This window comes from Aquincola sp. J276 (genome assembly GCF_024700035.1).
In the GTDB taxonomy this organism is placed as follows: Bacteria; Pseudomonadota; Gammaproteobacteria; order Burkholderiales; family Burkholderiaceae_C; genus Aquincola; species Aquincola tertiaricarbonis.
The window spans coordinates 2,248,626-2,263,062 of sequence record NZ_JAJONC010000001.1 but is presented as its reverse complement, the minus strand read 5'-3'; the positions used below and the strand labels follow the sequence as shown (position 1 = coordinate 2,263,062).

The following is a 14,437-nucleotide window of genomic DNA, read 5'->3' as shown; positions in this document are numbered from 1 at the left end:
GCGTTTTCCGTTTCCCTCAGGAAGTCATCACCATGCAGTTCAAGCCCACCCTGATCGCCGCCGCCCTGGCCCTGGCCTGCGGCCTGGCCCACGCCGTCACCTTGCGCGTGGCCGACGTCGGCGACGTGCAGTCGATGGACCCGCACTCGCTGAACGAAACCCTGCAGCTGAGCTTCACGCAGAACATCTACGACCCGCTGGTCAGCCGCGGCAAGGACATGTCGCTCAAGCCCGGGCTGGCCACCAAGTGGACCCAGACCTCGCCCACCGTGTGGCGCTTCGAGCTGCGCAAGGGCGTCACCTTCCATGACGGCACGCCGTTCACGGCCGACGACGTGGTGTTCTCCTTCAAGCGCGGCGCCTCCGAAGGCTCCGACATGAAGGGCTACACCAACCCCATCAAGGAAGTGCGCAAGGTCAACGACTTCGCGGTCGACATCGAGACCACTGCGCCGCTGCCCATCCTGCCGGACACGCTGACCAGCCTGTTCATCATGAGCAAGAAGTGGTGCGAGGAGAACAAGGCCGAGCGCCCGGTGGACCGCCGCAAGGGCGTCGAGAACTACGCCAGCTTCAAGGCCAACGGCACCGGCCCCTACCGCCTGAAGGAGCGCCAGCCCTCCACCCGCACGGTGATCGTGCGCAACAACAACTACTTCGAGAAGTTCGAAGGCAACGTCGACGAGGTGGTGTTCACCCCCATCGGCAACGACGCCACCCGCGTGGCCGCGATGCTGTCGGGCGAGGTGGACGTGATGGAGCCAGTGCCGCTGCAGGACGTGGATCGCCTGAAGGCCGGCGGCTTCACCGTGCTGCAGGGCCCCGAGCTGCGCACCATCTTCCTGGGCATGGACCAGAAGCGAGACGAGCTGCTGTTCTCCAACGTCAAGGGCAAGAACCCGTTCAAGGACGTACGGGTGCGCAAGGCCTTCTACCAGGCCATCGACATCGACGCCATCAAGTCGCGCGTGATGCGCAATGCCTCGTCGCCCACCGCGCTGATGGTGGGCCCGGGCATCCGCGGCTTCCAGGCCGACATGAACAAGCGCCTGCCCTACGACGTAGAAGCCGCCAAGAAGCTGATGGCCGAGGCCGGCTATCCCAACGGCTTCGAGGTGGGCATGAACTGCCCGAACGACCGCTACGTGAACGACGGCCCGATCTGCCAGGCCATGGCCGCCAGCCTGGCGCGCATCGGCGTGAAGGTGAATCTGCAGACCGAGACCAAGAACACCTATTTCCCGAAGATCCTGCGCCGCGACACCAGCTTCTACCTGCTGGGCTGGACGCCGAGCACCACCGACTCGCACGACGCGATGTCGGCGCTGATGGCCACGCCCACCGACAAGGGCCAGGGCCAGTTCAACCTGGGCAGCTACAGCAACCCGAAGTTCGACGAGCTGGCCGCCAAGGTGGCCGCGGAAATCGACGACACCAAGCGCAATGCCTACATCCGCGAGGCCTTCAAGATCCACGCGGACGACGTGGGCCACATCCCGCTGCACCAGCAGGCGCTGGCCTGGGCCATGCGCAGCAACGTGAGCCTGGTGCAGCTGCCCGACAACCGGATGTTCTTCAAGTGGGTCACGGTCAAAGCCAAATGAGCACAGCCCCTGCAGCCGCCCCCGCCTGGTGGCAACGCGCGCTGGACAGCGATGTCTGGTTCAGCTTCCGCAGCTCGCCGATGGCCATCGCGGCGGCCTTCATCGCCGCGGTGTGCCTGTTCTGCGCGTTGTTCGCCGACGTGGTGGCGCCGTACAACCCGTTCGACCTGGCGTCGCTGGAGCTGTCGGACGCCCGGCTGCCGCCGGCCTGGCAGGAAGGCGGCAGCAGCAAGTACCTGTTCGGCACCGACGACCAGGGCCGCGACATCCTGTCTGCGCTGATGTATGGCGCGCGCATCTCGCTGCTGGTGGGCATCGCCTCCGTGCTGCTGTCGGTGGTGCTGGGCGTGGGCCTGGGGCTGCTGTCGGGCTTCGTGGGCGGCAAGATCGACGCCTTCATCATGCGGGTGTGCGACGTGATGCTGTCCTTCCCGTCCATCCTAATCGCGCTGCTGATCGACGGTGTGGGCCGGGCGATGTTTCCGAACGCGCATGACACGCTGGCCTTCGCGGTGCTGATCCTCGCCATCGCCATTCCGGGCTGGGTGCCGTATGCGCGCACGGTGCGCGGCTCCACCATGGTGGAGCGCAGCAAGGAATATGTGCAGGCGGCGCGGGTCATCGGCGTCAGCTCCAGCCGCATCATGTGGAAGCATGTGCTGCCCAACGTGATGGGGCCGGTGCTGGTGCTGGCCACCATCCAGGTGGCACTGGCCATCCTGACCGAATCCACGCTCTCGTTCCTGGGCGTGGGCGTGCCGCCGACGCAGCCTTCGCTGGGCACGCTGATCCGCGTGGGCAACGACTTCCTCTTCTCCGGCGAATGGTGGATCACCATCTTCCCCGGCGCGATGCTGGTGCTGATCGCGCTGTCGGTGAACCTGCTGGGCGACTGGTTGCGCGACGCGCTGAACCCGCGCCTGCGCTGAATGTTTTTCATCCATGACGGCACCCTTGCTTGAAGTACGCCACCTGCGGGTGGAATTTCCTACCCGGCGCGGCAACCTGCTGGCGCTGGACGACATCTCGTTCGAGATCCGCCCTGGCGAGATCCTGGGCGTGGTCGGTGAATCCGGCGCCGGCAAGTCGCTGACCGGCGCGGCCATCATCGGCCTGCTGGAGCCGCCGGGCCGCATCGCCGGCGGCGAGATCCTGCTGGACGGCAAGCGCATCGACAACCTGCCCTACGAGCAGATGCGCGCCATCCGCGGCCGGCAGATCGGCGCCATCTTCCAGGACCCGCTGACCTCGCTGAACCCGCTGTACACCATCGGCCGGCAGCTCATCGAGACCATCCGCACCCACCTGCCGCTGAACGAGTCGCAGGCCCGAGAACGGGCCATCCAGCTGCTGCGCGACACCGGCATCCCGGCGGCCGAGGCCCGCATCGATCAGTTCCCGCACCAGTTCTCCGGCGGCATGCGCCAGCGGGTGGTGATCGCGCTGGCGCTGGCGGCCGAGCCCAAGCTGATCGTGGCCGACGAACCGACCACGGCGCTGGACGTGTCCATCCAGGCGCAGATCATTTCGCTGCTCAAGCGCATCTGCAAGGAGCGCGGCGCGGCGGTGATGCTGGTGACGCACGACATGGGCGTGATCGCCGAAACCTGCGACCGCGTGGCGGTGATGTATGCCGGCCGCGTGGCCGAGATCGGCCCCGTGCACGACGTGATCCACAGTCCCTCCCACCCCTACACCTATGGCCTGATGGGCTCGATTCCCGCGATGGACGAAGAGCGTGAACGGCTGCTGCAGATCGACGGCTCGATGCCGCGGCTGACGTCCATCCCCAAGGGCTGCGCCTTCAATCCGCGCTGCCCCAAGGTGTTCGACCGCTGCCGCCAGGAGCGGCCCGGCCTGATGGATGCCGGCGCCACGCAGGCCGCCTGCTGGCTGGTGGACGGTGCCGAGCGGAGGGCCGCGGCATGAGCTTGGTGGAAGTGAGCGACCTGGCCAAGGTCTTCGATGTGTCCGCGCCCTGGCTCAACCGGGTGGTGGAGCGCAAGCCGCGGCAGTTCGTGCATGCGGTCGATGGCGTCAGCTTCTCGATCGAGCGCGGCAAGACGCTGGCGCTGGTGGGTGAATCCGGCTGCGGCAAGAGCACCGTGGCGCGGCTGCTGGTGGGGCTGTACGGGCCCACGCGCGGCTCGGTGCAGTTCGACGGGCAGGACACCCGAACCGTGTTTGCCTCATCAGGCGCACGGGCGCTGCGCCGCCGCATGCAGATGATCTTCCAGGATCCATATGCCAGCCTGAACCCGCGCTGGAAGATCATCGACATCGTGGGCGAACCGCTGCGCGAGCACGATCTGGTGACCGACAAGGACACGCTGCGCCAACGCGTGAGCGAGCTGCTGCAGCAGGTGGGCCTGAGCGCGGCCGACACCGAGAAGTTCGCGCACCAGTTTTCCGGCGGGCAGCGGCAGCGCATCTCCATTGCACGCGCGCTGGCCACGCAGCCCGAGTTCCTCGTGTGCGACGAGCCCACCTCGGCACTGGACGTGTCGGTGCAGGCGCAGGTGCTCAACATCATGAAGGACCTGCAGCGCGAGCGGGGCCTGACCTACCTGTTCATCTCGCACAACCTGGCGGTGGTGCGGCACGTGGCCGACCAGGTGGGCGTGATGTACCTGGGCCGGCTGGTGGAGCTGGCGGACAAGGCCCAGCTGTTCGGCCAGCCGCGGCATCCGTACACCCGCATGCTGCTGGACGCGATTCCCGACATCCACATGACGGGCCGGTCGCGCACACCGGTGCAGGGCGAGGTGCCCAACCCGCTGAACCCGCCGACCGGCTGCGCCTTCCATCCGCGCTGCCCGCATGCCAATGCGCGCTGCAAGAGCGAGCGGCCGGCGTTGATCCACTTCCAGGGCATCCGCGTGGCGTGCCATGCGGTGGAAGAGGGCAGGATTTGATGACAGCCCCCAAGGCGGGCCTGAACGGCCCACCGCCCCCCCGAGGGGGATCAAACGAACCTTGGGGCGGCCCGGCGGTTCGTTTGCTTGCCTAGCGCCTGATCAGCCGCTCGCCGGCGAACAGCTGCGGCACCTGCTCGCGCTCGCGGATGAGCGAGACGGTGCTGCCGTCCACCATCACTTCGGCGCCGCGCGGGCGGGTGTTGTAGTTGCTGGCCATCGTCATCGCATAGGCGCCGCAGGACAGCACGGCCAGGCGGTCGCCGGGCTTGACGGCCAGCTCGCGCTCGCGGCCCAGCCAGTCGCCCGATTCGCACACCGGGCCCACCACGTCCCACGGGCGCGTGGGCTCGTGGCGCGGCTTGCAGGGCACGATGCCCATGTAGGCCTCGTACATCGCGGGGCGCACCAGGTCGTTCATCGCCGCATCCACGATGCAGAAGCTCTTGGCGCCGGGCTTGAGCACCAGCACTTCCGTCACCAGCACGCCGGCATTGCCCACCAGCGAGCGGCCCGGCTCGAAAAGCAGCTCGCGGTGGCCGTGGCCCCGCGCGTCCAGCCGCTTGAGCAGCTCGGCGATCAGCGCGCCCGCTTCGGGCGGCTCCTCGTCGGTGTAGGTGATGCCCAGCCCGCCGCCCACGTCGATGTGGCGGATCGGCATGCCGGCCAGCTCGACCGCTTCCACCAGGTCGAGCAGCCGGTCCAGCGCATCCAGGTAGGGCGACAGCTCGGTGATCTGGGAGCCGATGTGGCAATCGATGCCCACCACGCGCAGCCCCGGCAGCGAGGCCGCATGCCGGTAGGCCGACAGCGCCTGGGTGTGCGCGATGCCGAACTTGTTGCCCTTGAGGCCGGTGGAGATGTAGGGATGCGTCTTCGCATCCACGTCAGGGTTGACGCGCAGGCTCACCGGCGCGCGCACGCCCATGGCCACCGCCACCGACGACAGCGTGTCCAGCTCCGATTCGCTTTCCACGTTGAAGCAGCGCACGCCGGCCTGCAGCGCCTGGCGCATCTCGGCGCGGGTCTTGCCGACGCCGGAGAACACCACCTTGGCCGGGTCGCCGCCCGCGGCGATCACGCGGGCCAGTTCGCCGCCCGAGACGATGTCGAAGCCGCAGCCGGCCTCGGCGAAGGTCTGCAGCACGGCCAGGCTGGAGTTGGCCTTCATGGCGTAACACACCAGGTGCGGCCGGCCGGCCAGCGCATCCTGGTAGGCCGCGGCGGCCGTGCGCATGGCATTGCGCGAGTACACGTACAGCGGCGTGCCGTATTCCTCCGCCAGGCGGTTGACGGGCACGTCCTCCACCACCAGCTCACCGTCGGTGTAGGCGATCCAGGGGCTGCCAGGCAGGTTCGCCGATGCACCCTCCCGCTGCGCGGAATCCCTCCAGGACGGACGAGCGCCGCCTTCGGGTGGCCGGGCGGTGGCGCTCATCGCGCCACCCCGGAGGCCGCGCGCGGTGCGGGCGGCAGCTCCAGCGGCCCCTTCTGGCCGCAGCCGGCCAGGCCCAGCCCCATCGCGCACAGCAGGGCCGTTATCAGGGGCCGAAGGCGCGCCGCTACACTCGAATCAGTTGTTGCATTCATGTCAAAGATTCTAGCCAGCACCATGTCACACACCGACCTCAGCGATCTGGAATACCACCGCCTCGCCGGCGCGGTGCTGGCCACCATCGAAAGCACCGTGGACGCCTGGCTGCAGGACGACGTCATCGACATCGACGCCAGCCGCACCGGCGGGCTGCTGGAGCTGGCCTTCCCCAACGGCAGCAAGATCGTGGTGAACACGCAGCCGCCGCTGCAGGAGCTGTGGGTAGCCGCGCGCGCTGGCGGCTACCACTTCAAGTACGTGGACGGCGCCTGGCGGGACCGCGAGGGCCACGAGTTGTTCGCGCTGCTCTCGGCGCGCGCCAGCGAGCAGGGCGGCAAGCCGCTGCAGTTCCGGCCCGCCTGATCGCAGCCGCCGGCCGCCCGCCGCTCAGCGGCGGAACAGGTCGAGGATGCCGCGCTTCTCGTCCTCGGTGGGTGCCTGCGGCATGCGGTCTTCCAGGCCCAGGCTGCTCACGCCGGCACCCTGGCCGAACTCCTCGAACACCCACTGGCCGCCGACGTTCACCACGCCCGAGGGCGCGCTGGCCTCCGTCACCGGCACGTTCTTGATGGCCTGGCCCATGAACTCGGTCCAGATCGGCAGCGCCAGGCCGCCGCCGGTCTCGCGGTCGCCCAGCTTGCGCGGCTGGTCGTAGCCGACCCACACCACCGCCACGGTGGACGGTTGCCAACCGGCAAACCAGGCGTCCAGCGAATCGTTGGTGGTGCCGGTCTTGCCGAACAGGTCCGGCCGCTTCAGCGTGCGCGCCGCCAGGTTGCCGGTGCCCGAGCGCACCACCTCCTGCAGCAGCGTGCCCATCACGAAGGCATTGCGGGCGCTGATGACCCGGGCGGATTCATCGGGCGGCGCCAGCTTGCGTTCCTGCAGCGTGCGACCGCGTGAATCGGTGATGCGGGAAATCAGCACCGGCGGCACGCGGTAGCCACCGTTGGCGAACACGCTGTAGGCGCTGGCCATCTCCATCGGCGTGACCGAGCCCGCGCCCAGCGCCATCGTCAGGTAGGCCGGGTGCTTCTCGGCCTCGAAGCCGAAGCGGGTAAGCCAATCTTGTGCGAAGGGCGCGCCGATGGACTGCAGCACCCGGATGGACACCATGTTCTTCGACTTGGCCAGCGCGGTGTGCATCGCCATCGGGCCGTCGAACTTGCCGTCGTAGTTCTTGGGTTCCCACGGCTGGCTGCCCGTGCTGCCGGCATTGAAGAAGAGCGGCGCGTCGTTGACCACCGTCACCGGCGTGAAGCCCTTTTCCAGCGCGGCCGAGTAGATGAACGGCTTGAAGCTGGAGCCCGGCTGCCGCCAGGCCTGGGTCACGTGGTTGAACTTGCTCTTGCGGTAATCAAAGCCGCCCACCAGCGCGCTGATGGCGCCGGTGGTGGGTGACATGGCGATGAGCGCGCCTTCCACCTCGGGCACCTGGGTCAGCGCCCATTCCTTGCCCACCTGCACCGCACGCACCACCGCGCCGCGGCGGATCTGCTTCTGCGGTGCGGCCTTGTCGCTCAGGCCGGAGGCCACCGGCTTCAGGCCGTTGCCAGTGACGGTGATGGATTCGCCCGACTGCAGCACCGCCACCACCTTGCGCGGCGAGGCCTCCAGCACCACGGCGGCCTTCAGGTCGTCGTTGTCGGGATGGTCGGCCAGCGCCTCGGCGATGTGGGTGTCGATGTCGGCCGGGTCGGTGGGCAGCACCACGTAGGCCTCGGGGCCGCGGTACACCTGGCGCCGCTCGTACTCGATCAGGCCGCTGCGCAGGGCGCGGTAGCCGGCCATCTGCTCCGGTGCCTTGAGGGTGAGGTAGACGTTCAGTCCGCGGGTATAGGCGTCATTGCCGTACTGGTTGTAGACCAGCTGGCGGGCCGCCTCGGCCGCGAACTCGGCATGCACCGGCACTTCCGACGGCGCGCGGTAGCGCAGGGGCTGGGCCGCGGCCTCGCGCGCCTGGTCGGCATTGATGAAGCCGTTGTCGCGCATGCGCTCGATGATGTACTGCTGCCGCGTGGTCGCCCGCTTGGGGTTGACGATGGGGTTGTAGGCCGAGGGCGCCTTGGGCAGGCCGGCCAGCATCGCGGCCTCGGCCACCGTCACCTCGCGCAGCGGCTTGCCGAAGTAGATCTCGCTGGCCGCCGCGAAGCCGTAGGCCCGTTGTCCCAGGTAGATCTGGTTCATGTACAGCTCCAGGATCTGGTCCTTGCTGAGCTGCCGCTCGATCTTCAGCGCCAGCAGGATCTCGTAGATCTTGCGGGTGAAGGTCTTCTCGGTGGACAGGTAGAAGTTGCGCGCCACCTGCATGGTGATGGTGGAGGCGCCCTGGCTCTTGGCCTCGCTGAACTGCGCCAGGCCGGCGCGCAGCACCCCCAGGTAGTCCACGCCGCCATGCTGGTAGAAGCGCGCGTCCTCGATGGACAGCACCGCGTTCTTCATCACCGTGGGCATCTCGCCGATGGGCACGAAGTTGCGGCGTTCCTCGCCGTATTCGGCCAGCAGCACGTTGTCGCCCGAGTAGATGCGCATCGGCAGCTTGGGCCGGTAGTCGGTCAGGCCGCTGATCTCGGGCAGGTTGGGGTAGGCCACCGACAGTGCGATGGCCAGCAGCACCAGCACCGCGATGCCGCCGGCCGCCGCCAGGCCGAACAGCCAGGCCACGATGCGGCCGACCGACGCGGCCCAGCTGGAGCCGGCAGGCGTGGGTGGAGCAGGGCGGGGGGCGCGGGGAGCGGGCGGCGGCGTCTTGCCGTCGGTCTTGGGCATGAAGGTTTCCGAAGGCGGGGACGCTTGAATTATAGAAACCGGGGCGCCGCCACCCCGTGTCCGCCGGTGACGGCTGCTTGGCCCGCGGCAGCGCCCCTGAACTGGGGATTTCCCTCGTGCGGCGTGTGTGTTGGCGTGCCGCCGAGCAAGCGGGCATTTACCCGGCTTTTCCCATCTTGCACAAAGGCTTTACTGCTAGCATTGAAGTAACTTCTTAACAATCGCTGAAGTGTGCGGTGCGCAAGCGCCACACGTTGGGAGAACCCGGTGAGCTTTCTGGACGCGCTGCTGGGCCGCAAGCACCCGCCAACGATCGGCCTCGACATCAGTTCGTCCAGCGTCAAGCTGGTGGAGCTGGGGCAAAACAAGTCTGGCGACTATGTGCTGGAACGGTTTGCGTCCGAACCCTTCGAGAAGGGTTGGATCACCGACGGCCAGATCGAGAAGTTCGACGAGGTGGCCGAAGCCGTGCGCCGCGTGGTCGCGAAGAGCGGCAGCCGCACCAAGCAGGTCGTGATGGCGATGCCGCAGTCGGCCGTCATCACCAAGAAGATCATGCTGCCGGCCGGCCTGCGCGAGGAGGAACTCGAGGTGCAGGTCGAGTCCGAGGCCAACCAGTACATCCCGTTCTCGCTGGACGAGGTGAGCCTGGACTTCTGCGTCATCGGCCCCAGCCCCACGTCCATGGGCGACGTGGAAGTGCTGATCGCCGCTTCCCGGAAAGACCGCGTGCAGGACCGCCAGGGCCTGGCCGAGGCCGCCGGCCTCAAGCCGGTGGTGCTGGACATCGAATCGCATGCCTCCCGCCTGGCGATGAGCCGGGTGATCCATGCGCTGCCCAACGAGGGCAAGGACGCGCTGGTGGCGCTGTTCGAGATCGGCGCCGACGTCACCAGCCTCAAGGTGCTGCGCGACGAGGAGATGCTCTACGACCGCGACCAGGCCTTCGGCGGCTCGCAGCTCACGCAGCTCATCTCCCGCCAGTACGGCTTCTCGTTCGAGGAGGCCGAGCAGAAGAAGCTGTCGGGCGACCTGCCGGAGGACTACGAGTCCACCATCCTCAACACCTTCGTCGACAGCCTCTCGCAGGAAATCGGCCGCGCACTGCAGTACTTCTTCACCAGCACGCCGCACCACAAGGTGCACTACGTGATGCTGGCCGGCGGCACCGCCACGCTGCCGGGCCTGAAGGAGCGGGTGACCGACCTGACCGGCTTCGCCTCCATGGTGGTGAATCCGTTCGACCAGATGAAGCTCGGGTCCGCGGTGCGCGAGGCCAAGGTGCGCCGCGAGGCGCCGTCGTACCTCACCGCCTGCGGGCTGGCGATGCGGAGATTCACGCAGTGATCCTGATCAACCTGCTTCCTCACCGGGAAGCGCGGCGCAAGCGCCGCAAGGCGGCGTTCTTCGCCGGCCTGGGCATGTCCGCGCTGGTGGGCCTGCTGGTGGTGGTGCTGTGGTACCTCGGCCTGCAGCAGCTGAAGGCCGGGCAGGACGAGCGCAACTCGTTCCTGCAGCGCGAGATTGCGCTGCTGGAGGGCCAGATCAAGGACATCGCCACCCTGCGCGCCGAGATCGACAGCCTGAAGGCCCGGCAGAAGGCCGTGGAAGACCTGCAGACCGACCGCAACGTGCCGGTGCACCTGCTCAACGAGCTGACGCGCCAGACGCCCGAAGGCGTGTACCTCACGTCCATCAAGCAGACCGATTCGGTGATCGCGGTCACCGGCATCGCGCAGACCAACGAGCGGGTGTCGGAGCTGCTGCGCAACGCGCTCTACAACTCCGAGTGGCTGGAGCGGCCCGAGCTGGTGGAGATCAAGGTGGCCACGCTGAAGCCGGCCGACAACCGCGAGCAGCGCCGGCTGTTCGACTTCTCCATGCGCGTGTCCATCAAGCGGCCGGCGGCTCCCGCCGGCGCCGCCAGCGCCGCTTCGGCGCCGCGCGTGGCTTCCTGAGGCGGCGGCGATGGCAACCTCCTCCAAGCGCATGAGCATCGACATCAACGAGTCCTTCGAACGGGCCGCCGCCCAGTTCCGCGGCCTGGACATGAAGGAGCCCGGCCAGTGGCCGCTTCTGCCCCGCCTGGCGGCCTGGGCGGTGGTCACGCTGATCGCCGTGGCGCTGGGCTGGGTGCTGCTGCTGTCGGAAGAAGCCGACCTGCTGCAGGCCGAGCGCGACCGCGAGCCGGCCCTCAAGGCCGACTACCGCGCCAAGCTGAACCAGGCCGTTAACCTGAGCGAGCTGCGCAAGCAGAAGTCGCAGGTCGAGGAATACGTGGTGCAGCTGGAGAAGCAGCTGCCCGGCAAGGCCGAGATGGACGCGCTGCTGTCCGACATCAACCAGGCCGGCCTGGGGCGCGGGCTGCAGTTCGAGCTGTTCCGTCCTGGCCAGGTGGTGGTCAAGGACTACTACGCCGAGCTGCCCATCGCCATCCGCGTGAGCGGCCGGTACCACGACATGGGCTCCTTCGCAGCCGACGTGGCCAACCTGTCGCGCATCGTCACCCTGCACGACCTGAGCATCAGCACCCCGGTGCGTGATGCCAACGGCGCGCTGGCCATGGAGGCCACCGCGCGCACCTACCGCTACCTTGACCCGGCCGAGATCGAGGAACAGCGCAGGGCCCGTGCGGCAGCCAAGGCCGCGGGGGCCAAGAAATGAAGCGCCGCCTGATACCCACCGGCGCCGCATGGCTGGCGCTGGGCTTGTTGGCCGGCTGCGGCGCCGACGACACCGAGCTGAACGCCTGGATGCAGCAGCAGAAGAACGAGGTGCGCCCCAGCGTGCAGCCGCTGCAGCCGCCCAAGCGCTTCAACCCGCAGGCCTACAACGGCGGCGACGCGGTGGAGCCCTTCAGCACCCAGAAGCTCAGCGTGGCCCTGAAGCAGGAGGCGCGGCAGCCGAGCAGCCTGCTGGCCGCCGAGCTGAACCGCCGCAAGGAGCCGCTGGAGGCCTTTCCGCTGGACAGCATGAGCATGGTGGGCAGCGTGAGCCGCCTGGGCGCGCCCTACGCGCTGCTGCGGGTGGACAACCTGCTGTACCAGGTCAAGGCCGGCGACTACCTCGGCCAGAACTACGGCCGCATCACCCGCATCACGGAAACGGAAGTGACGCTGCGCGAGATCGTGCAGGACGCTTCCGGCGAATGGACAGAGCGCAGCACCAGCCTGCAGCTGCAGGAAGGCAAGCGATGACGAAGAACCAGGAGAAGCGCACTATGACCCGTTGGAAGGCCTGGGGCACGGCCATCGTGCTGGCCATGGGCGTGCCCATCGCCGCATTGGCGCAGGGGGTGATCCAGTCGATCACCAGCACCCAGCAGGCCGGCAGCGAGGTGGTGCGCATCGAGATGAGCGAGCCGCTGGCCGCGGTGCCCGCGGGCTTCGTGGTGCAGGCGCCGCCGCGCATCGCCATCGACCTGCCCGGCGTGAGCAGTGCGCTGCCGCGTTCCATTGTCGAGCTGAACCAGGGCAACCTGCGCTCGGTGAACGTGGCCCGCGGTGGCGACCGCACGCGGCTGGTGCTCAACCTGAAGCAGGCCGCCACCTACCGCGCACAGCTGGAAGGCAAGGCCCTGCTCATCGTGGTGGACAGCGGCGGGCCGGCCGACGCGACCATGGCTGCAGCCGCCACGCCGCCCGGCACTGCGCCGGCCGCGCAGCAGGCAGCCGCGCCGGTGCACTTCGCGCCCAGCCAGAACACCGATCCGCTGTCGCTGCGCGACATCGATTTCCGCCGCGGCCAGGACGGCGCCGGCCGCGTGGTGGTGGACCTGCCCAACAGCCAGGTGGGCGTGGACATCCGCCAGCAGGGCCAGCAGCTGGTGGTGGAGTTCCTGCGGTCCACGCTGCCGGACCGGCTGCGTCGCCGCCTGGACGTGGCCGACTTCGGCACGCCGGTGGGCGCCATCACCACGGTGCAGACGGGCGACCGCGTGCGCATGACCATCGAGCCGCGCGGCGCCTGGGAGCACAGCGCCTACCAGAGCGACAACCAGTTCGTGGTGGAAGTGCGGCCGATGGTGATCGACCCCAACAAGCTGGTGCAGGGCCCCGGCTACTCGGGCGAGAAGCTGTCGCTCAACTTCCAGAACATCGAGGTGCGGGCGCTGCTGCAGGTCATTGCCGACTTCACCAACTTCAACGTGGTCACCAGCGACACCGTGACCGGCACCGTCACGCTGCGGCTGAAGGACGTGCCCTGGGACCAGGCGCTGGACATCATCATGCAGGCCAAGGGCCTGGGCCTGCGCAAGAACGGCAACGTGCTGTGGATCGCGCCGAAGGACGAGCTGTCGGCCAAGGAGCAGGTGGAGCTGGAGGCGCGCAAGAAGATCGCCGACCTGGAGCCGGTGCGCACGCAGTCCTTCCAGCTGAACTACACCAAGGCCGAGGAAGTGGCCAAGGGCCTGACCGGGCAGAGCACCGGCAGCCAGCCGGGCGGCCAGGGCGGCGGCGCTGCGGTGGCCACGCGCATCCTGTCGCCGCGCGGCAGCGTGATCTTCGAGACGCGCACCAACCAGCTGTTCGTGTCCGACATCCCCAGCAAGCTGGAGGAGGTGCAGGCCATCATCGCCAAGATCGACATCCCGGTGCGCCAGGTACTGATCGAGGCGCGCATCGTGGAAGCCGACGACACCTTCGGGCGGGCGCTGGGCATCAAGCTCGGCGGCTCCGACCTGCGCGGCGTGCAGGGCGGCATCCCGGGCTGGAGCGTGGGCGGCGGCAACTACGTCACCGTGGGCGGCGGCTACAACGCCGTGAACGGCCAGACCGGCCAGAGCCCGAGCACCGACGTCAACCAGCTCAACAGCGACACCGGCCGCTACAACAACCAGTTCATCAACCTGCCGGCCAACGTCACCAACCTGGGCGGCTCGCAGGCGGCCACCTTCGCGCTGTCGCTGTTCAGCGCCTCGGCCAACCGCTTCCTGAACCTGGAGCTGTCGGCCCTGGAGGCGGACGGCAAGGGCAAGATCGTGTCCAGCCCGCGGGTGGTGACGGCCGACCAGATCAAGGCCGTGATCGAGCAGGGCGAGGAGATCCCCTACCAGGTGGCCACCTCCAGCGGCGCCACGTCCATCCAGTTCAAGAAGGCGAGCCTGAAGCTGGAAGTGGTGCCGCAGATCACGCCGGAGGGCAACGTGATCCTGACGGTGGACGTCGCCAAGGACAGCCGAGGCGCGGCCACCACGGCCGGCCCGGCCATCAACACCAAGCATGTGAACACGCAGGTGCTGGTGGAGAACGGCGGCACGGTGGTGCTGGGCGGCATCTTCACGCAGGAAGAGCGCAACGACGTCAACAAGGTGCCGCTGCTGGGTGACATCCCGGTGGTGGGCCACCTGTTCAAGAACACGGTCCGGTCGAGCAACAAGACCGAGCTGCTGGTATTCATCACGCCGAAGGTGGTGACCGACCGCGTGACCGCGCGGTAACGGGCACTTCGGCCAAAGCAAAGCGAGATGACGACGATGATGCGAATGTTGAAGGCATGGCTGTCCGTGGCGGCACTGTCCCTGGTGGCAGCCTGCGGTGGCGGGGGCGGCAGCT

At 68.2% G+C, this 14,437-nt stretch carries 13 protein-coding genes; 10 read left to right on the top strand and 3 right to left on the bottom strand.

Annotation, left to right across the window (positions count from 1 at the left end; translation table 11 throughout):
- Positions 1-32: 32 nt before the first annotated feature.
- The 4 genes from LRS14_RS10335 to LRS14_RS10320 are packed head-to-tail and all read left to right on the top strand — an operon-like array spanning position 33 to position 4,519.
- Complete coding sequence (locus LRS14_RS10335) at positions 33-1,604, top strand: ABC transporter substrate-binding protein (protein WP_257799479.1); 1,572 nt, start codon at positions 33-35, stop codon at positions 1,602-1,604.
- On the top strand, positions 1,601-2,533 hold the full coding sequence (locus LRS14_RS10330; protein WP_257799478.1) for an ABC transporter permease: 933 nt from the start codon (positions 1,601-1,603) through the stop codon (positions 2,531-2,533). The genes LRS14_RS10335 and LRS14_RS10330 overlap by 4 nt, the downstream gene beginning before the upstream one ends.
- A gap of 13 nt (positions 2,534-2,546) precedes the next feature.
- A complete protein-coding gene (locus LRS14_RS10325) occupies positions 2,547-3,533 on the top strand; it encodes an ABC transporter ATP-binding protein (RefSeq protein WP_257799477.1) in 987 nt (328 codons plus the stop codon).
- Complete coding sequence (locus LRS14_RS10320; RefSeq protein ID WP_257799476.1) at positions 3,530-4,519, top strand: ABC transporter ATP-binding protein; 990 nt, start codon at positions 3,530-3,532, stop codon at positions 4,517-4,519. The genes LRS14_RS10325 and LRS14_RS10320 overlap by 4 nt, the downstream gene beginning before the upstream one ends.
- Before the next feature lie 91 nt (positions 4,520-4,610).
- Here LRS14_RS10320 and lysA read toward each other — a convergent pair whose 3' ends face one another.
- Both lysA and LRS14_RS30665 read right to left on the bottom strand, forming a co-directional pair.
- Positions 4,611-5,957 (bottom strand): diaminopimelate decarboxylase, encoded by a 1,347-nt coding sequence (lysA, locus tag LRS14_RS10315; protein WP_257799475.1) that lies wholly within the window; start codon positions 5,955-5,957, stop codon positions 4,611-4,613.
- A complete protein-coding gene (locus tag LRS14_RS30665; protein WP_404977580.1) occupies positions 5,954-6,040 on the bottom strand; it encodes an LPS translocon maturation chaperone LptM in 87 nt (28 codons plus the stop codon). The genes lysA and LRS14_RS30665 overlap by 4 nt, the downstream gene beginning before the upstream one ends.
- A 91-nt stretch (positions 6,041-6,131) precedes the next feature.
- Between LRS14_RS30665 and cyaY the strand changes: the two genes are divergently transcribed.
- A complete protein-coding gene (gene cyaY, locus LRS14_RS10305) occupies positions 6,132-6,476 on the top strand; it encodes an iron donor protein CyaY (RefSeq protein ID WP_257799473.1) in 345 nt (114 codons plus the stop codon).
- A gap of 24 nt (positions 6,477-6,500) precedes the next feature.
- Here the strand turns inward: cyaY and LRS14_RS10300 are convergent, their stop codons facing one another.
- Complete coding sequence (locus LRS14_RS10300; protein WP_046114108.1) at positions 6,501-8,882, bottom strand: penicillin-binding protein 1A; 2,382 nt, start codon at positions 8,880-8,882, stop codon at positions 6,501-6,503.
- Positions 8,883-9,149: 267 nt separating this feature from the next.
- Here LRS14_RS10300 and LRS14_RS10295 point away from each other — a divergent pair, with 267 nt between their 5' ends.
- Genes LRS14_RS10295 through pilQ form a run of 5 tightly spaced genes read left to right on the top strand, consistent with a single transcriptional unit; the run spans position 9,150 to position 14,322 of the window.
- Positions 9,150-10,229: a pilus assembly protein PilM gene (locus tag LRS14_RS10295; protein WP_046114109.1), complete on the top strand. Its 1,080-nt coding sequence runs from the start codon at positions 9,150-9,152 to the stop codon at positions 10,227-10,229.
- On the top strand, positions 10,226-10,840 hold the full coding sequence (locus tag LRS14_RS10290; RefSeq protein ID WP_046114110.1) for a PilN domain-containing protein: 615 nt from the start codon (positions 10,226-10,228) through the stop codon (positions 10,838-10,840). Before LRS14_RS10295 ends, LRS14_RS10290 begins: the two co-directional genes overlap by 4 nt.
- Positions 10,841-10,850: 10 nt before the next feature.
- Complete coding sequence (locus LRS14_RS10285; protein WP_046114111.1) at positions 10,851-11,546, top strand: type 4a pilus biogenesis protein PilO; 696 nt, start codon at positions 10,851-10,853, stop codon at positions 11,544-11,546.
- Positions 11,543-12,079, top strand: coding sequence for a pilus assembly protein PilP (locus tag LRS14_RS10280; protein WP_046114112.1), 537 nt, complete (start codon positions 11,543-11,545; stop codon positions 12,077-12,079). The genes LRS14_RS10285 and LRS14_RS10280 overlap by 4 nt, the downstream gene beginning before the upstream one ends.
- On the top strand, positions 12,076-14,322 hold the full coding sequence (gene pilQ, locus LRS14_RS10275; RefSeq protein ID WP_046114113.1) for a type IV pilus secretin PilQ: 2,247 nt from the start codon (positions 12,076-12,078) through the stop codon (positions 14,320-14,322). The genes LRS14_RS10280 and pilQ overlap by 4 nt, the downstream gene beginning before the upstream one ends.
- The last annotated feature ends 115 nt before the right edge of the window (positions 14,323-14,437 follow it).